Annotated in this window: 20 protein-coding genes; 5 read left to right on the top strand and 15 right to left on the bottom strand. The window is 70.1% G+C overall.

The genetic code is table 11. The features are described 5' to 3' along the window. Window positions 1-1,851, bottom strand: a complete 1,851-nt coding sequence (gene glmS / locus ABCS02_RS02760; protein WP_345834074.1) for a glutamine--fructose-6-phosphate transaminase (isomerizing) — start codon at window positions 1,849-1,851, stop codon at window positions 1-3. Window positions 1,852-1,892: 41 nt separating this feature from the next. Here glmS and coaA point away from each other — a divergent pair, with 41 nt between their 5' ends. The 3 genes from coaA to ABCS02_RS02745 all read left to right on the top strand — a co-directional run bounded on the left by coaA (window position 1,893) and on the right by ABCS02_RS02745 (window position 3,657). Further along, on the top strand, window positions 1,893-2,861 hold the full coding sequence (coaA, locus tag ABCS02_RS02755) for a type I pantothenate kinase (RefSeq protein ID WP_345834073.1): 969 nt from the start codon (window positions 1,893-1,895) through the stop codon (window positions 2,859-2,861). Window positions 2,862-2,943: 82 nt separating this feature from the next. Continuing rightward, window positions 2,944-3,252, top strand: coding sequence for a helix-turn-helix transcriptional regulator (locus ABCS02_RS02750; RefSeq protein ID WP_345834072.1), 309 nt, complete (start codon window positions 2,944-2,946; stop codon window positions 3,250-3,252). An 81-nt stretch (window positions 3,253-3,333) separates the two neighbouring features. Further along, the gene (locus tag ABCS02_RS02745; protein WP_345834071.1) at window positions 3,334-3,657 is read left to right on the top strand and encodes a helix-turn-helix transcriptional regulator; all 324 of its coding nucleotides are present in this window, start codon (window positions 3,334-3,336) and stop codon (window positions 3,655-3,657) included. A gap of 22 nt (window positions 3,658-3,679) precedes the next feature. Here the strand turns inward: ABCS02_RS02745 and glmM are convergent, their stop codons facing one another. The 7 genes from glmM to ABCS02_RS02710 all read right to left on the bottom strand — a co-directional run bounded on the left by glmM (window position 3,680) and on the right by ABCS02_RS02710 (window position 10,207). Then, a complete protein-coding gene (gene glmM / locus ABCS02_RS02740) occupies window positions 3,680-5,041 on the bottom strand; it encodes a phosphoglucosamine mutase (RefSeq protein ID WP_345834070.1) in 1,362 nt (453 codons plus the stop codon). 27 nt (window positions 5,042-5,068) lie between these two features. Continuing rightward, on the bottom strand, window positions 5,069-5,569 hold the full coding sequence (rpsI, locus tag ABCS02_RS02735; RefSeq protein WP_345834069.1) for a 30S ribosomal protein S9: 501 nt from the start codon (window positions 5,567-5,569) through the stop codon (window positions 5,069-5,071). 49 nt (window positions 5,570-5,618) lie between these two features. Further along, window positions 5,619-6,065, bottom strand: coding sequence for a 50S ribosomal protein L13 (gene rplM / locus ABCS02_RS02730; RefSeq protein WP_345834068.1), 447 nt, complete (start codon window positions 6,063-6,065; stop codon window positions 5,619-5,621). A gap of 199 nt (window positions 6,066-6,264) precedes the next feature. Further along, the gene (locus ABCS02_RS02725) at window positions 6,265-7,131 is read right to left on the bottom strand and encodes a tRNA pseudouridine synthase A (protein ID WP_345834067.1); all 867 of its coding nucleotides are present in this window, start codon (window positions 7,129-7,131) and stop codon (window positions 6,265-6,267) included. Window positions 7,132-7,153: 22 nt separating this feature from the next. Next, complete coding sequence (locus tag ABCS02_RS02720) at window positions 7,154-8,194, bottom strand: GNAT family N-acetyltransferase (protein WP_345834066.1); 1,041 nt, start codon at window positions 8,192-8,194, stop codon at window positions 7,154-7,156. A 9-nt stretch (window positions 8,195-8,203) separates the two neighbouring features. Further along, window positions 8,204-9,508 carry an MFS transporter gene (locus tag ABCS02_RS02715; protein WP_345834065.1) on the bottom strand — a complete coding sequence of 435 codons (1,305 nt, stop codon included), beginning with the start codon at window positions 9,506-9,508 and terminating at the stop codon, window positions 8,204-8,206. 57 nt (window positions 9,509-9,565) lie between these two features. Next, window positions 9,566-10,207 (bottom strand): TetR/AcrR family transcriptional regulator, encoded by a 642-nt coding sequence (locus tag ABCS02_RS02710; RefSeq protein WP_345834064.1) that lies wholly within the window; start codon window positions 10,205-10,207, stop codon window positions 9,566-9,568. A 94-nt stretch (window positions 10,208-10,301) separates the two neighbouring features. Between ABCS02_RS02710 and ABCS02_RS02705 the strand changes: the two genes are divergently transcribed. After that, on the top strand, window positions 10,302-11,195 hold the full coding sequence (locus tag ABCS02_RS02705; protein ID WP_345834063.1) for a shikimate dehydrogenase: 894 nt from the start codon (window positions 10,302-10,304) through the stop codon (window positions 11,193-11,195). Then, window positions 11,195-12,979 carry a TIM barrel protein gene (locus ABCS02_RS02700; RefSeq protein WP_345834062.1) on the top strand — a complete coding sequence of 595 codons (1,785 nt, stop codon included), beginning with the start codon at window positions 11,195-11,197 and terminating at the stop codon, window positions 12,977-12,979. The genes ABCS02_RS02705 and ABCS02_RS02700 overlap by 1 nt, the downstream gene beginning before the upstream one ends. Window positions 12,980-13,048: 69 nt before the next feature. Here ABCS02_RS02700 and rplQ read toward each other — a convergent pair whose 3' ends face one another. From rplQ to map, 7 genes are all read right to left on the bottom strand, one after another. Beyond that, window positions 13,049-13,609, bottom strand: a complete 561-nt coding sequence (gene rplQ, locus ABCS02_RS02695; RefSeq protein WP_345834061.1) for a 50S ribosomal protein L17 — start codon at window positions 13,607-13,609, stop codon at window positions 13,049-13,051. 50 nt (window positions 13,610-13,659) lie between these two features. Further along, a complete protein-coding gene (locus ABCS02_RS02690) occupies window positions 13,660-14,658 on the bottom strand; it encodes a DNA-directed RNA polymerase subunit alpha (RefSeq protein ID WP_345834060.1) in 999 nt (332 codons plus the stop codon). A gap of 118 nt (window positions 14,659-14,776) precedes the next feature. Then, window positions 14,777-15,175 (bottom strand): 30S ribosomal protein S11, encoded by a 399-nt coding sequence (gene rpsK / locus ABCS02_RS02685; RefSeq protein WP_018191944.1) that lies wholly within the window; start codon window positions 15,173-15,175, stop codon window positions 14,777-14,779. 29 nt (window positions 15,176-15,204) lie between these two features. Beyond that, entirely contained in the window at window positions 15,205-15,579 is a 375-nt protein-coding gene (gene rpsM / locus ABCS02_RS02680; RefSeq protein ID WP_055914002.1) for a 30S ribosomal protein S13, read from the bottom strand. A gap of 150 nt (window positions 15,580-15,729) precedes the next feature. Continuing rightward, window positions 15,730-15,843: a 50S ribosomal protein L36 gene (rpmJ, locus tag ABCS02_RS02675; protein ID WP_011186712.1), complete on the bottom strand. Its 114-nt coding sequence runs from the start codon at window positions 15,841-15,843 to the stop codon at window positions 15,730-15,732. A gap of 79 nt (window positions 15,844-15,922) precedes the next feature. Further along, window positions 15,923-16,144 carry a translation initiation factor IF-1 gene (gene infA / locus ABCS02_RS02670; RefSeq protein WP_011186713.1) on the bottom strand — a complete coding sequence of 74 codons (222 nt, stop codon included), beginning with the start codon at window positions 16,142-16,144 and terminating at the stop codon, window positions 15,923-15,925. Between the two features lie 171 nt (window positions 16,145-16,315). Further along, window positions 16,316-17,146 (bottom strand): type I methionyl aminopeptidase, encoded by an 831-nt coding sequence (gene map, locus ABCS02_RS02665; RefSeq protein ID WP_345834059.1) that lies wholly within the window; start codon window positions 17,144-17,146, stop codon window positions 16,316-16,318. Window positions 17,147-17,148 lie beyond the last annotated feature (2 nt).

The raw sequence follows: 17,148 nt of genomic DNA, 5'->3' as shown, positions 1-17,148 counted from the left end.
CTACTCGACGGTGACGGACTTGGCCAGGTTGCGCGGCTGGTCCACGTCCAGGCCCTTGGCCGCCGACAGCTCCATGGCGAAGATCTGCAGCGGGACCACCGACAGCAGCGGCTCGAACAGCGGCGCGGCCAGCGGGATGCGGATGACCTCGTCGGCGAACGGCAGCACGGCGGCGTCCCCGGCCTCGGCGATCGCGATCACGCGGGCGCCGCGGGCGCGGATCTCCTGGATGTTGGAGACGACCTTCTTGTGCAGCTCGTCCGACCAGCGCGGGCTCGGCACCACGACGAAGACGGGCTGGCCCGGCTCGATCAGCGCGATGGGGCCGTGCTTGAGCTCGCCGGCGGCGAACCCCTCTGCGTGGATGTACGCGAGCTCCTTGAGCTTGAGCGCACCCTCCAGCGCGATCGGGTAGCCGACGTGGCGGCCGAGGAACAGCACGGAGCGGGTGTCCGACATCCAGTGCGCGAGCTGGGCGATGGTCCCGTGCGCTTCGAGCACGGTGGCGATCTTCTCCGGAACGGCCTGGAGCTCGGCGACCGCGTCGCGCTGCTGGGCGGCGGACAGCGTGCCGCGCACCCGGCCGAGGTGGAGGCCGAAGAGGTAGAGCGCGGTGATCTGCGCGACGAACGCCTTGGTCGAGGCGACCGCGACCTCCGGGCCGGCGTGCGTGTACAGCGCGGCGTCGGACTCGCGCGGGATGGTCGCGCCCTGCGTGTTGCAGACCGAGATCGCCTTGGCGCCGGCCTCGCGGGCGTACTTGACCGCCATCAGCGTGTCCATCGTCTCGCCGGACTGGCTGATCGAGATGACGAGCGTACCCGCGGTCAGGACCGGCTCGCGGTAGCGGAACTCGTGGCTGAGCTCGACCGTGACGGGCACGCGCGCCCACTTCTCGATCGCGTAGCTGCCGACCAGGCCCGCGTATGCGGCGGTGCCGCAGGCGACGATGGTGATGCGGTCGATGCCCTCCAGGAACTCGTCGCCGATCGCGTCGAGCTCGGGGATGTGCACGGTCTCGTCGACGATGCGGCCGCGCAGCGTGTTCGCCACGGCGTCCGGCTCCTCGGCGATCTCCTTGGCCATGAACGACGACCAGCCGCCCTTCTCGGCGGCGGAGGCGTCCCAGGCGACCTCGAACGGCTCGACCTCGACCGGCGCGCCGGCGAAGTCGGTGACGGTGACGGAGTCGGGGGTGATCGTGACGATCTGGTCCTGGCCGATCGCGAGCGCGCGGCGGGTGTGCTCCACGAACGCCGCGACGTCGGAGCCGAGGAAGTTCTCGCCCTCGCCGAGGCCGATCACCAGCGGGGAGTTGCGGCGGGCGCCGACGACGACGTGCGGCTGGTCCTGGTGCAGCGCGAGCAGCGTGAACGCGCCCTCCAGCCGCGACACGACGCGCTGGAACGCCTCGCTCAGGTCGCCGGTGGCGCGGTACTCGCGGCCGAGCAGCACGGCAGCGACCTCGGTGTCGGTCTCGGACTCGAACGCGAAGCCGTCGGCGAGCAGCTCGTCCTTGAGGCTCGCGAAGTTCTCGATGATGCCGTTGTGGATGACGGCGAGCCGGCCGTCGTCGCCCAGGTGCGGGTGCGCGTTGCGGTCGGTCGGGCCGCCGTGCGTCGCCCAGCGGGTGTGGCCGATGCCGGTGCCGCCGTTGGGGATCGGGTTGACGGTGAGGTCGTCGGCGAGCACGGACAGCTTGCCGGCCTTCTTGGCCGTCCCGAGGTGGCCGTCAGGGTCGATGACGGCGACGCCGGCCGAGTCGTAGCCGCGATACTCGAGGCGCTTCAGACCGCCGAGCAGCACCTCCAGGCTCTTGTCGGTCCCGACATACCCAACGATTCCACACATGCACCCGAGTCTATCGTGGGCGCACCTTAGACTTTTCTCCTATGGCTGAGAACGGCGCCGCTCGCGGCGGATCCACGGCGAACGGCGAATCCAGCACCCCCTTCGTGGAGCTGAGCCGTTCCGACTGGGCCGAGCTGGCGCAGAACACCCGGCTGCCGCTCAAGGAGACCGAGATCGTTCAGCTCCGCGGCCTCGGCGACCCGCTGGACCTCCGGGAGGTCGAAGAGGTCTACCTGCCGCTCAGCCGGCTGCTCAACCTGTACGTCGGCGGAACCAAGCAGCTGCACCGCGTCACGAGCGACTTCCTCGGCGAGCGCGCCCAGCCGACGCCGTTCGTGATCGGCGTCGCGGGCTCCGTGGCCGTCGGCAAGTCGAGCATCGCGCGCCTGCTGCGCGAACTGCTCTCCCGCTGGGACGACACCCCGCGTGTTGAGCTGGTGACGACGGACGGCTTCCTCCTCCCCAACGCCGAGCTGGAGCGGCGCGGCCTGATGGAGCGCAAAGGCTTCCCCGAGTCGTACGACCGCCGCGCGCTGCTGCGGTTCGTCACGGCGGTGAAGAGCGGGGCGCCCGAGGTGCGCGCGCCCTTCTACTCCCACCTGAGCTACGACATCGTGCCGGACGCGGAGATCGTGGTCCGCCGGCCGGACGTCCTGATCGTGGAGGGCCTCAACGTCCTCCAGCCCGCGGGAGGCGGCAACCGGCTCGCGGTGAGCGACCTCTTCGACTTCAGCGTGTACGTGGACGCCAGGACGCGGGACATCGCGCACTGGTACGAGGAGCGCTTCCTCAAGCTGCAGCGCGGCGCGTTCGCGAACCCCAAGTCGTACTTTCACCGCTACTCGCAGCTCACTGAGGAGCAGGCGAGGGCCCGGGCGGCGTCGATCTGGACGGCGATCAACGAGCCGAACCTCATCCAGAACATCCGGCCGACCCGCTCGCGCGCCAAGCTCGTCCTGCGCAAGGAGGCCGACCACACGGTCAGCTCGGTGCTGCTGCGCAAGCTCTGATCGGGGTCCGCACGCTCCGCGCCCAGACGACGGGTGCTCGAAGACTCTGGCCCGGCGCTCCCGCATCCCGTAGTCATGTGGCATGGCAACACCTCGATCGCACGCCGCCCAGCTCTTCGGCCGACGGGTCCGGACCGCACGAGTCGCCCTCGGCGTCAGCCAGGAGGACATCGCCCAGCTCGCGAACATGCACGTGACCAACTACGGCCGCGTGGAACGCGGCGAGGCCAACTCGGAGCTCCACACCATCGTCCGCCTCTCGACGGCGCTCGGCGTGGATCCCGGGGAGCTCCTGGCGGGGCTGTCCGGCGACGGGATGCTCCCCGACCGCGAGCACGCGTACTCCGTCGCGGACTTCATCGCGGCCAAACGTGCCCAGGAGTCGACATGATCATGTCTAAATGCACTACGGATAAGTGCGTATAGTGTTCATCCTCTGGGAAAAGACCACGCAGGAAAACAGAGTAGACGCATGTCGTCCCCGCGCTTTGAAGCAGCCCGCATCCTGGGCGGCCGTCTCCGGGCTCGCCGCGTCGAGCTTGGCCTCTCGCAGTACGAGGTGGCGAACCTCAGCCAGATCGACGTCGCCAACTACGGCAAAGTCGAGCGCGGCGCCGGCAACCCGACGCTGCTGACACTCTTGCAGCTCGCGGTCGCGCTCGAGACCGAACCGGGCGCGCTGCTCGAGGGCCTGGCCGACGTCGCACTGCTGCCGGAGCGCACGCGGCCCTTCTCGGTCTCCGACTTCATGCGCGAGCAGAACGCCCGGCTCGCCCGGGAAGCCGCCGAGAACTGATCGAGGGCGCGCCCCGGACGCTCTAGACGCCCAGCCGCTCTCGCACGACGTCCGCCAGCTCGTTCGCGAGCCGCTCGGCCGTGTGCTGATCGGCGGCCTCCACCATGACGCGCACCAGCGGCTCGGTGCCGGACGGGCGCAGCAGCACCCGGCCGGTGTCGCCCAGGGCCGCCTCGGCGGTCTGGACGGCGAGCTGGAGGGGCTCGTCGGTGTGGACGGCGTGGTGGTCCACGCCCTTCACGTTGACCATCACCTGCGGGTACACGGTCATGACCTTGGCCAGCTCGGACAGCGGCTTGCGCTGACGCGCCATCTCGCTGAGGAGGTGGAGGCCGGTCAGGATGCCGTCGCCGGTGGTCGCGAACTCGCGCATGATGACGTGGCCCGACTGCTCGCCGCCGAGGGCGTAGTCGTTCTGGTTCATCTCCTCCAGCACGTAGCGGTCGCCGACGGCGGTCTCCACGATCCGGATGCCGTGCTCGCGCATCGCGATCTTGAGACCGAGGTTGCTCATCACGGTCGCGACGAGGGTGTCGTCGGTGAGCTTGCCGCGCTCTTTCATGCCGACCGCGAGGATCGCCATGATCTGGTCGCCGTCGACGACGTTGCCGTCTGCGTCGATCGCGAGGCAGCGGTCGGCGTCGCCGTCGTGGGCGATGCCGACGTCCGCGCCGGCCGCGAGGACGGCCTTCGCCAGGTTGTCGAGGTGGGTCGAGCCCACGCCGTCATTGATGTTCATGCCGTCGGGCGAGTCGCCGATGACGGTCACGCGGGCGCCCGCGTCGGTGAACACCTCGGGCGAGATTCCGGCGGCCGCACCGTGGGCGCAGTCGAGCACGACGCGGATGCCGTCGAGCCGGTGCGGGAGGCTCGCCAGCAGGTGCACGACGTAGCGGTCCTCCGCGTCCGCGAAGCGGCGGATGCGGCCGACCTCGGCGCCGGTCGGAGTCAGCTTCTCCATGTCGAGGTGCTGCTCGATGCGGTCCTCGACGATGTCGGGGAGCTTGGTGCCGCCGCGGGCGAAGATCTTGATCCCGTTGTCGGGAGCGGGGTTGTGCGAGGCCGAGACCATCACGCCGAAGTCGGCGTCGAAGTCGGCGATGAGGAAGGCCGCGGCCGGGGTCGGGATGACACCGGCGTCGTAGACGTCGATGCCCGAGCTGGCCAGCCCGGCCGCGACGGCGGCCGAGAGGAACTCGCCGGAGACCCGGGGGTCCCTGGCGACGATGGCACGCGGGCGCTTGCCGGCGGCGCGCCGCGCCTCGGCGCTGCGGCCTCGCGTCAGGACAGCAGCAGCTGCCTGAGCGAGGCCGAGCGCCAAGTCGGCGGTGAGAGGACCGTTCGCGAGTCCGCGGACTCCGTCGGTTCCGAAAAGGCGGGGCATGGACCGAAGCCTAGACGCTGGGATGCGTCAACGCTTGGAGAACTGCGAAGCCTTGCGGGCCTTCTTGAGACCGGCCTTCTTGCGCTCGGTGACGCGGGCGTCACGGGTGAGGAAGCCGGCCTTCTTGAGGGTCGGACGGTTGTTCTCGCGGTCGATCTCGTTCAGCGCGCGGGCGATGGCGAGGCGCAGGGCGCCGGCCTGACCCGACGGGCCGCCGCCGGTGATGCGGGCGACGACGTCGTACGAGCCGATGAGGTCGAGGACCTTGAACGGGTCGGTGATGAGCTGCTGGTGCAGCTTGTTCGGGAAGTAGTCCGCGAATTCACGCCCGTTGACCGTGATGGTGCCGGAGCCGGGGACCAGGCGCGCACGCGCGATGGCCTCCTTGCGGCGGCCGACGGCTGCGCCGGGCACGGAGAGGACGGGACGCGGGGCGGCCGGGGCCGCGCTCTCGGGGGTCTCGGTCGAGTAGGACTCGACGTTCTCGGCAACCTGGGCCGAGTCGATGCTGTCTGCGATCTTCGCCACGATGGTGATAATCCTTTGTCTTTAAGTCAGTCGTGAAGGTCTGGATCGCTTACTGGGCGACCTGGCCGAGCGTGTACTGCTTCGGCTGCTGGGCGGCGTGCGGGTGCTCGCTTCCGGTGTAGACCTTCAGCTTGCGGAGCTGGGCGCGGCCCAGGGAGGTCTTCGGCAGCATGCCGCGGACGGCCTTCTCGACGGCGCGGACCGGGTTCTTCTCGAGGAGCTCCGAGTAGGTGGTGGCCTTGAGGCCGCCCGGGTAGCCCGAGTGGCGGTAGGCCTTCTTCTGAGCCGCCTTCTGGCCGGTGAGGGCCACCTTGTCGGCGTTCACGATGATGACGAAGTCGCCCATGTCCATGTGGGGGGCGAAGGTCGCCTTGTGCTTGCCGCGCAGGAGGGCGGCGGTGTGGCTGGCGAGACGGCCGAGCACGACATCGGTCGCGTCGATGACGACCCAGTCGCGCTGGATCTCGTCTGCCTTCGGGGAGTAAGTGCGCGTCACAGTAGTGGCTGCTTTCTGTATCGAACGGAGGAGTTCGTGAATCCCGCTCCGATGGGGGTTCTCGTCTCGATGAGGCGGGAACCGGGGCCGGTGGAGGGCTCACGTTCGTGTGTCGCGCCGCAGTGAGGCGCGGACACCAAGGGTCAATACTACGCGACACGCCCGGAGAGGGTCAAACCGGGGCCCGCCACCGCGATGGTCAGAGCGACCGCAGCCCGCGCGTCTGCTCCGCGCGCAGGGCCAGCTCGGCGTCGTGCGGGTAGCCCACCTCCATCAGCGTCAGCCCGCGCGCCGGCATCACCTTGAACGCGCTCGTGCGGACCCGGTCGTCCCGGAGCTCGACCAGGTCGCCCGGGGTCAGCGACCCCTCGCCGACCTCCACGCACGCGCCCACGAGCGCGCGGACCATGCTGTGGCAGAACGCGTCGGCCACGACCTCCCCCACCAGCACGCCGTCGTCGTCGCGCCGCCAGGAGAAGTCGAGGAGGGTGCGGATCGTGGTCGCGCCCTCCCGGGCCTTGCAGTAGCTGGCGAAGTCATGGAGGCCGAGGAGGCCGTGCGAGGCCACGTCCATCGCGTCGGCGTCGAGGTCCGCCGAGACCCAGGCCGTCCGGTGCCGCTGGAGCGGGTCGCGCAGCGCCAGGCGGTCGGCGACCCGGTACTCGTACCGCCTCCAGACCGCGGAGAAGCGCGCGTCGAAACCGAGCGGAGCCTCGCCCGCGCGCAGTACGACGACGTCGGCGACCGGACCCAGGATGCCGTTGAGCCGGCGGCCCAGCGCCTCGGCGGGCGCGAGGGGAGGCCGCTTGCCGTGCGGTCTGCGCAGCACGGCGACCTGCTCCGGCGCGAGGTCGACGTGGGCGACCTGCCCGCGCGCGTGCACGCCGGCGTCGGTGCGGCCCGCCACGGTCAGCAGCGGGGCCTCGCCCGCGCGCCGGAAGATCGTGGCGAGCGCGGCCTCCAGCTCGCCCTGCACGGTGCGCAGCGCCGGCTGCCGGCCCCAGCCGTTGAAGTCGGTGCCCTGGTAGGCGATGTCGAGCCGGAATCGGGTCGCCTCGTCGGTCATCCCTCGATTCTAGAGAAGCCGTTCAGTACTCCCGGACGAGCGCCGTCTCGCCGAACGTGGTGACGAACCCCATCCCGGTGTAGAGGCTGTCGGCGCCGGTCGGGCTGGCGGCGTCCACGTCGAGGACGGCCTTCTGCCAGCCGCGGCGCGCGCTCTCGGCGAGCACCGCTCCGAGCAGCGCCGGCGCGATGCGGCGTCCGCGATGCGCGCGGGTGACCGCGACCGTGGAGATGTACGGGCCGGAGAAGCCCTGCCCCGGCCAGTCGTCCTCGTTCACGTCGCAGAGGATCACACCGGCCACCTCGTCGCCGGCCAGCGCCACGAACGACACGTCGGGCGCGAACGTCCCGCCGATCAGCGACTCCCACTGCTCGTCGCTCAGCGGCTGGCTCCCCCAGTGGTCGAGGAAGGCCTCGTCGCGCGCCGCGTGCACCGCGTCGGCCAGCTCGGCTGCGTACGGCACGATCCGCACGTCCTCGGTCGGCGTCACCTCCGGGATCGGCTCGGCCAGGTCCCGTTCCATCGTGTGGAACCAGCGCACCGCGGTGAAGCCCGCAGCCGCCAGCAGCCGCTCGCGATCCGGCGCGCGCCGGTCGGCGTAGCCCACCAGCCAACCCGGCAGCGCCGTCTCGATCGTCGCGAGCTTCTCCTCCCCGCGCGCCCGCTGCCAGGCGATCATCTCACGCCCGATGCCCTTCCCGCGATGCTCGGGATGCACGGCGCCGTTCATGAACTCGCGCACCAGGGAGACCTGCCGCGGCGGCTCCAGCACCGACCCGACGGCCAGCACCGCTCCGTCGTGCCCCAGCGCAAGGAGGGTGTCCCGCTCCAGGTCGAGGAAGCTGAAGGCGAGTTCGTCCGCCAGCTCCTCCCGGGTGGTGAGGTAGTTCGGGTGGTCGACCGCGTCGCTCGCTCGCAGCACGGCGAGCACGGCGTCGGTGTCCGCCTCCGTGACCGGCCGCCACTCCGCGACCAGCGGATGCCGCGGCCGGTACGTCGGCGGCGCCGCCACGCGCTCGCTCAGCGGTGGAAGGTGCGCTCCGACGATCTCAGGCCCCGGCATCCGGCCAGCCTAGCGGCGCCGGCCCAGCTCCGCTGTGGGCGTCCGGGCGGTCTCCCGCGCCGTCAGCGCCGCGATCGTCACGACGACCGCGATCACCGCGGTGAACACGGAGATGACGATCCAGCCGTCCGGTCCGGTGCCGCCCATCGCCGTGACGATGCTCGGAGCGAAGCCGGCCATCAGGAAGCCGAGTTGCGTCCCGATCGCGACGCCGGAGAAGCGCACCTCGCGCGGGAACATCTCGTTGTAGAACGACGGCCAGACCGCGTTCGCCGCCGCGTACCCGCAGGAGAACACCGCCACCGCCAGGAGGAAGGTGACCCAGACCTCCGAGCCGGACATCGAGCGCAGGTAGAACGGCATCAGCGCGGCGCTCGCGAGCGCCCCGTAGATGAACACGGGCTTGCGGCCGATCCGGTCGGCGAGCATCCCGAACAGCGGCTGCGTGACGAGCGCGACGATGTTCGCCACCACGACCAGCCAGAGCGTCACCGACGCGTCCAGCCCGGCGTCGGTCCCGTAGGCGATGGCCAGGTTGCCGAACACTGTGGACACGGCCGCGATCATCGCGAGGAACACCACGCGCAGCACGTCCCGCCAGTGCGAGCGGAGCAGCCCGACCAGCGGCAGCTTCTCGATCTCGCCGCCCTCGGCGGCGCTGACGAACTCCGGCGACTCCGGCAGCGACCGGCGGACCACGAACGCGACGACGACCACGACGGCCGACAGCCAGAACGGAATGCGCCAGCCCACGGAGTACAGCACATCCTCCGGCAGCGCCATGATCGGGATGAACGCGATGGCCGCGAGCACCTGGCCGCCCTGCGTGCCGGTCAGCGTCCACGACGTGAAGAAGGCGCGCCGGCGGTCCGGCGCGTGCTCCAGCGTCATCGAGCTCGCCCCGGCCTGCTCCCCCGCGGCCGACAGACCCTGGAGCAGCCGGCAGAGCACCAGCAGCCCGGGCGCCAGCCAGCCGACGGTCTCGAAGGTCGGCAGGCAGCCGATCGCGAAGGTGGAGAATCCCATCAGCGCGAGCGTGAAGACCAGCACCTTCCTGCGGCCGATCCGGTCGCCGAAGTGGCCGAGGACCACCGCCCCCACCGGACGCGCCACATAGGCGAACCCGAAGGTCGCGAACGACATCACGCGCGCGGTGGTGTCGGCGTCGGGGAAGAAGATGTGCGGGAAGATCAGCGCGGCGGCCGACCCGAAGATGAAGAAGTCGTAATACTCGACGGCCGAGCCGAGGAATCCGGCGAAGGCCGCGCGCACCGGTGTCCGGGTGCGCGTGGGGGCGGGGGCGAGGGCGGTCATCGTCGACACTCGTTTCTGTTCGTTGCTATTCGATCCGCCGGGCGTGCCCGGCAGGGATCAACGGTCCGCGGTGAGGAGCGCGACGATCATGTCGCCGAGCATCCGCCGGTAGTGCCCGGCGCGCGACTGGTTCAGCAGATCGCGGCCGAAGAGGTACCCGAAGGTGTGGCGGTTGGCCACCGGGAACACGCAGAAGGAGCTGATCGCCATGTGCACGTCGGTGGCGTCCAGGTCGTCGCGGAACACGCCCGCAGCCCGTCCGCGCCGCAGCACCTCGTCGATCAGCTCCAGCGCCGGGAGCGCCAGGCTCTCCGGCTCGCCCACCTCGCGCAGGAACGCCGCGCGGTGGATGTTCTCGATCGCCACGAGCCGCACGAAGTCCTGGCGGCTGGTGTGGTGATCGAAGGTGCGTTCGGCGATGGCGCGGATGGCCTCCACCGGCTCGAGACCGGAGACGTCGAGCTGCTGCTCGTAGCCTCGCATCTCGGCGTAGGCGGCCTCCAGCACGCTCACGTAGAGTTGCTCCTTGCCGCCGAAGTAGTAGTAGATCATCCGCTTCGTCGTGGACATCCGGCGCGCGATCTCGTCCACGCGGGCGCCGGAGTAGCCGCGGTCGGCGAACTCCTGGGTCGCGACGGCGAGGATCTCGGCGCGCGTGCGCCCCGCGTCGCGGATCCGCTCGTGATCCAGCCGGGCCATCCCGCCTCCTCGCTAATGAACTATCTGGTACGTTAAGAAACCTCGTGGCGCTTTGTCAAGCGCCGCGGCACCGCACGATGGTCGAGGAGGACGCATGAGCGTGGTCGGAGAGTCGTACCTGGTCGGGCTCCTGGGCGAGGGCGTGCTGCCCTCCCTGACACCTCCGCTGCACGAGCGGGAGGCCGACGAGCAGGGGCTGCGCTACCTCTACCGGCCCATCGACCTGCTCTCATTCGAGGGCGGCGGCGACCTCGACGCGACGATCGGCCGGGTCCTGGACGCCGCCGCCCTGCTCGGCTTCGACGCCCTCAATATCACCCACCCCTGCAAGCAGCGAGTCCTCGCACACCTCGACGAGGTGACCGACTCGGCGGCGGCGATCGGCTCGGTCAACACCGTGCTGCTCGCGGCCGGGCGGCGCGTCGGCCACAACACCGACGTCACCGGTTTCGCCTCCGCGCTCGGCGACGGCCTCCCCGGCGCCGACCTCGGGCACGTCGTCGTCATCGGCGCGGGCGGGGCCGGCGCCGCCGTCTGCGCCGCGCTGCTGGAGGCCGGCGCCTCCCGACTCACGGTCGCCGACCTCGACGCCCGGCGCGCCGCCACGCTGGCCGCGTCCCTCGGGCCGCGGTTCCCGGCGGCGTCCGTCTCCGGAGTCTCCTCCGACGCGCTGCCCGCGCTGCTGGGCGAGCCGGCGAATGCCGTCACCGGACTGGTCAACGCCAGCTTCGTCGGCATGCACACCCATCCCGGCATCCCGCTCGACGCCGGGCTGCTGCGGCCGGACCTCTGGGTGGCAGACGTCGTCTACCGTCCCGTCGACACCGAACTGCTCCGCGCGGCCCGGGAGGCCGGCTGCCGCACGCTCGACGGCGGCGGGATGGCCGTCGGTCAGGCGGCGGACGCGTTCCGGCTCATCACCGGCGCCGAGCCCGACCGCGAGCGGATGCGCGCCCACTTCGCCGCGATGATCCGGGAGGGCCGCTGATGCGCACCTCCATCGCGACGGTCTGCCTGTCCGGGACGCTCGTCGACAAGCTGCACGCCATCGCCGACGCCGGGTTCGACGCCGTCGAGGTCTTCGAGCCCGACCTGATCGCCGCCCCGCAGTCGCCGGAGGAGGTGCGCGCGCTCTGCGACCGGCTCGGCCTGCGCATCGCGCTCTACCAGCCGTTCCGCGACGCGGAGGGCGTGACCGAGCCGGAGTTCGCGCAGGTGCTGCGCCGGGCCGAGGCCAAGTTCGTGCTCATGGACCGGCTCGGCGTCGACACGGTGCTGGTGTGCAGCAACGTCGCCACCGCCTCGATCGACGACGACGCAGTCTCCGCCGCGCAGCTCGGCCGCCTTGCCGACCGCGCCGACGCGCACGGCAAACGCCTCGCGTTCGAGGCCCTGGCGTGGGGCCGGTACATCGACGACTACCGGCGGGCCTGGCGCATCGTGGAGCGCGCCGACCACCCCGCGCTCGGCGTGTGCCTGGACAGCTTCCACATCCTCTCCCGCGGCCACGACCCTGCGGACATCGAGCGGATCCCGGGCGACAAGATCTTCTTCGTCCAGCTCGCCGACGCCCCGCTGCTCTCGATGGACGTGCTCTCCTGGAGCAGGCACCACCGCCTGTTCCCGGGCGAGGGCGGCTTCGACCTCCCGGCCTTCGTCGGCCACACCCTGCGTGCCGGTTACAGCGGTCCGCTGTCGCTGGAGGTCTTCAACGACGTCTTCCGGCAGACCGATCCTGCCCGGACCGCCCGGCACGCCCGCCGATCGCTGACCGTCCTGGAGGACGCCCTCCAGAGCGGCGCAGCCCGCCCCACGGCGGAGCCCCGCGAGCTCGACCAGGTGGAGGTCAAGGCGCAGGACACCGACTCCGTCGCCGCCGTGCTGGAGCGGATCGGCTTCGCGCCGCGCGGCCGCCACGTCACGAAACCGGCGTGGCTCTACGCCGCAGGCGAGGCCCGGATCGTCCTCAACGAGCACAACGCCGCGGGCATCAGCCCCCATGTCGCCGGATTCGGCATCCGCACCGACCGGCCGGAGGAGGCCGCCGCCCGGGCGGAGCGCCTCGGGGCGCAGCGCGCACACCGCCGCGTGCTCACCGGCGAGGCCGACCTCCCGGCCGTGCTCGCGCCCGACGGCACCGAGATCCTGATCAGCGGCCCGGAGAGCAGCCCCGCCTGGCCGGGCGAGTTCGCGGGTGGTCGCGGCACGCCGGACCCCGCGATCCGCGGCATCGACCACGTCAACCTCACCGAGCCCGCCGCCGACATCGAGGAGGCCGTGCTGTTCTACGCCACGGCGCTCGGCCTGAAACGCGAGTCCTCGGCGGAGCTCGCCGGCCCGGCCGGGCTGGTCCGCAGTCAGGTGCTCCGCTCGGGCGACGGAGCGGTCCGCCTGGCGCTGAACGTCGTCCCGCCGTTCGCCGAGCGCACGACGACAGCGGCGCAACGGCACGCACAGCACGTCGCGATCGCCTGCGACGACCTCCACGGGCTGGTCGGTCGCGCGCGAGCGCGGGGCCTGCGCACGGTCCCGGTCTCGGCGAACTACTACGACGACCTCGCCGCCCGCTTCGAGCTGCCACCGGGCGAGCTGGAACGGCTCCGGGACGCCGGGCTGCTCTACGACCGCGACGCGTCAGGCGAGTACCTGCACTGCTACACCGAGACAGTGGGCGCCGTGTTCTTCGAGCTGGTGGAGCGACGGGGCGGCTACGACGGCTTCGGCGCCGCGAACACGCCGGTGCGGCTCACTGCGCAGCACAGCACCGCCTGACCTCGGCTCCACAACGTGAAACGCCCCGCATCCGAACGGATGCGGGGCGTTTCGACAGGATGCGGAAGGTCAGGCCTTCTCGGCCTCCGCCTCGGCGGTGGTCTCCTCGGCGGCCTCGGCGTCGCCGGTGGCCTCCTCGACGACCTCGGCCTCAGCGGCGGTGGTCTCCTCGGACGTGGTGTCCTCGGTGGTCTCCTCCTCGGCGGCCGGCTCCTCGACCGGAGCGGCCTTCGGGGCGGCAGCCTTCTTGGTCGACTTGACCTTCGGGGCGACGGGCTCGAGCACGAGCTCGATCTGCGCCATGGGCGCGTTGTCGCCCTTGCGGTAGCCGAGCTTGGTGATGCGGGTGTAGCCGCCCTCACGCTCGGCGACCAGCGGCGCGATCTCCGTGAAGAGCTCGTGCACGACGGTCTTGTCGCCGATGACCGCGAGGACGCGGCGGCGGGCGTGCAGGTCGCCGCGCTTCGCGAACGTGATCAGACGCTCGGCGTAGGGACGCAGGCGCTTGGCCTTGGTCTCGGTCGTCTTGATGCTCTTGTGCGTGAACAGCGCAGCGGCCAGGTTGGCGAGCATGAGGCGCTCGTGCGCGGGGCCGCCTCCGAGGCGGGGGCCCTTGGTGGGCTTAGGCATGATCGGTTATCTCCAGTAGTGAAAAAGTCGAAGGCTTCGCTGACGCGGCCTCAGATGGTGGTGGACTCGTCCTCGTCGTATCCGCTGTAGAAGTGGGCGCCGTCGAACCCGGGAACCGAGTCCTTCAGCGACAGGCCCATCTCCGTCAGCTTGTCCTTGACCTCATCCACCGACTTCTGACCGAAGTTGCGGATGTTCATGAGCTGCGTCTCCGACAGCGAGACGAGCTCGCTGACGGTGTTGATGCCCTCGCGCTTGAGGCAGTTGTACGAGCGGACCGACAGGTCCAGGTCCTCGATCGGCATCGACAGCTCGGAGCTGAGCACCTGGTCGACCGGCGCGGGGCCGATCTCGATGCCCTCGGCCGCGCTGTTGAGCTCGCGGGCCAGGCCGAACAGCTCGGTCAGCGTGCGACCGGCGGACGCGATGGCGTCGCGCGGGCTGATCGCGGGCTTGGTCTCGACGTCGACCACGAGGCGGTCGAAGTCGGTGCGCTCGCCGGCACGGGTGGCCTCGACGCGGTAGGTGACCTTGAGGACCGGGGAGTAGATCGAGTCGATCGGGATCTGGCCCGCCTCGGAGTACTCGTTGCGGTTCTGCTGAGCCGAGACGTAGCCGCGGCCGCGCTCGATGGTGAGCTCGACCTCGAACTTCGCCTTGTCGTTCAGGGTGGCGATGACCAGCTCGGGGTTGTGGATCTCCACGCCCGCCGGAGCCGAGATGTCCGCCGCGGTGACCTGGCCGGAGCCGGTCTTGCGGAGGTAGGCGGTGATCGGCTCGTCGTGCTCGCTGGAGACGACCAGGCCCTTGATGTTCAGGATGATCTCGGTGACATCCTCCTTGACACCCGGGACGGTGCTGAACTCGTGCAGCACGCCGTCGATGCGGATGCTGGTGACGGCGGCACCCGGGATGGAGGAGAGCAGGGTGCGGCGAAGCGAGTTGCCGAGGGTGTAGCCGAAGCCCGGCTCGAGCGGCTCGATGACGAACCGCGAGCGGAACTCGGAGATGTTCTCTTCGGTGAGCGTAGGACGCTGTGCAATGAGCACTATTGATTCCTTTCGGCTGAGTGTCCGCTATATGACACTCGCGTGAGTGAGGTGGGGTTCGTCACGCCGTCAGGCGGCGGTCCTGGAGGACCGCCGCCTGGGCGGACGTGGAAGAGAACTAGACGCGGCGACGCTTCGGCGGGCGGCAGCCGTTGTGCGCCTGCGGGGTGACGTCGTTGATCGAGCCCACCTCGAGGCCGGCGGCCTGGAGCGAGCGGATCGCGGTCTCGCGGCCCGAGCCCGGGCCCTTGACGAAGACGTCGACCTTCTTCATCCCGTGCTCCTGCGCCTGACGGGCGGCCGACTCGGCTGCCAGCTGCGCGGCGAACGGGGTGGACTTGCGCGAGCCCTTGAAGCCAACTCCACCGGAGGACGCCCACGAGATGACCGCACCGGTGGTGTCGGTGATCGAGACGATGGTGTTGTTGAAGGTGCTCTTGATGTGGGCCTGGCCCACAGCGATGTTCTTCTTTTCCTTCTTGCGCGGCTTGCGAGCGGCCGACTTGGGTGCTGCCATAATATTTCTCCTTCAGTCCTGGTGTCGGCCTAGCGAGCCTTCTTCTTACCGGCGACGGTGCGCTTCGGGCCCTTGCGGGTACGCGCGTTCGTCTTGGTTCGCTGGCCGCGGACCGGGAGGCCCTTGCGGTGGCGGATGCCCTCGTAGCTGCCGATCTCGACCTTGCGGCGGATGTCGGCGGCGACCTCGCGGCGGAGGTCACCCTCGACCTTGAAGTTGCCTTCGATGTAGTCGCGCAGTGCGACGAGCTGGTCGTCGGTCAGGTCCTTGACGCGGATGTCGCCCGAGATCTCGGTCTCGCGAAGGGTCTGAAGCGCACGAGTGCGCCCGACGCCGTAGATGTAGGTGAGTGCGACCTCCACGCGCTTCTCGCGCGGGATGTCGACGCCTGCTAGACGTGCCATGTTGTGGCTTCTCCTGTGATGAGTGGAGGTCTTCAGCGGTCCCGGTGCCTCGGCCTCCTCCGAGGGTGTCCCCCGCCTCCACGCTGGATGGAGGCGGGTTCTGGGATCGCTTCGTTATTCAGTTGAGTCGTGCTGGTACTGCTGCTGCGATCAGCCCTGGCGCTGCTTGTGGCGCGGGTTCTCGCAGATGACCATGACCCGGCCGTTGCGACGGATGACCTTGCACTTGTCGCAGATCTTCTTGACGGAGGGGTTGACCTTCATTGTGCTGTTACCTTTGTTCGCTGTCCTCGTACCCCGCCAGGGGCTACCCGGTGGCGTGGCCGTTACTTACAGCAATCCGTTACTTGTAGCGGTAGACGATCCGGCCGCGGGTCAGATCGTAGGGGCTCAGCTCCACGATCACGCGGTCCTCGGGGAGGATGCGGATGTAGTGCTGACGCATCTTGCCGGAGATGTGGGCAAGAACCTTGTGACCGTTGGTGAGCTCCACGCGGAACATCGCGTTGGGGAGCGCCTCGATCACAGATCCTTCGATCTCGATGACACCGTCTTTCTTGGCCATAGCCTCACTGTCGTTACTCGTAGTGGTTTGCTGGTCGTGCGTTGACTGGCGCCGGACATGCAGAAAGCACGCCTAAGACACCAAGGATCAATCTTATGGGATACCGGCGCATTTCGCCAATTCTGGTCTATCATCTGCGCCCGCTCTGAGCGAACAGGCCCCGAACGGCGCCTATGCGATCGGCGTCGGCGTGATCCCGAACGGCGCGAGCCCCTCGGCGCCGCCGTCGACCGCCGTCAGCACCCAGATGCCGCCGGCGTGCACCGCGACGCTGTGCTCCCAGTGCGCCGCGGCCGAGCCGTCCTCCGTGGCGACGGTCCAGCCGTCGTCCTTCACGTAGGTGTCCTGGTCCCCCAGCACGACCATCGGCTCGATCGCGACCACGAGTCCTGGACGGACCTCCGGGCCTTTGGAGCGCACCCGGTAGTTGAACACCGGCGGCTCCTCGTGCATGCGGCGCCCGATCCCGTGACCGATGTAGTCGGTGAGGATGCCGTAGTCGCCCTGCGACATGATGTGGTCCTCGATCGCCTCGCCGACCTCGTTGAGGTGACGTGCGCTCGCGAGGCGGGCGATGCCGTGCCACAGCGACTGCTCGGTGACGTCGGAGAGCTTCTGGCGCTCCGCGACGCGCTCAGGATGGGCCGGGTCTGGCAGCACGAACGTCCGCGCCGCGTCGCCGTTCCAGCCCTCCTGGATGGCGCCGCTGTCGATCGACAGGATGTCGCCCGGCTGCAGGATGCGCGAACCGGGGATGCCGTGCACGACCTCGTCGTTGACCGACGCGCAGATCGTGTGGTGGTAGCCGGCCTCCAGCTTGAAGTTGGATCTTCCGCCCGTCGCCTCGATCGCGGCCTCGGCGATCCGGTCGAGTTCGAGAGTGGAGACACCCGCAGCGACCGCTGCGGCGACCGCGTCCAGGGACGCCGCGGTCGCCCGTCCCGGCGCGACCATGAGTCGGAGCTGGGCGGGCGACTTGTAGATCGACCGCTTGAAGGCCACGC

Source organism: Microbacterium sp. X-17 (assembly GCF_039615055.1).
The sequence above is the reverse complement of the archived record's forward strand: the minus strand, read 5'-3'. Positions and strand labels throughout refer to the sequence as shown.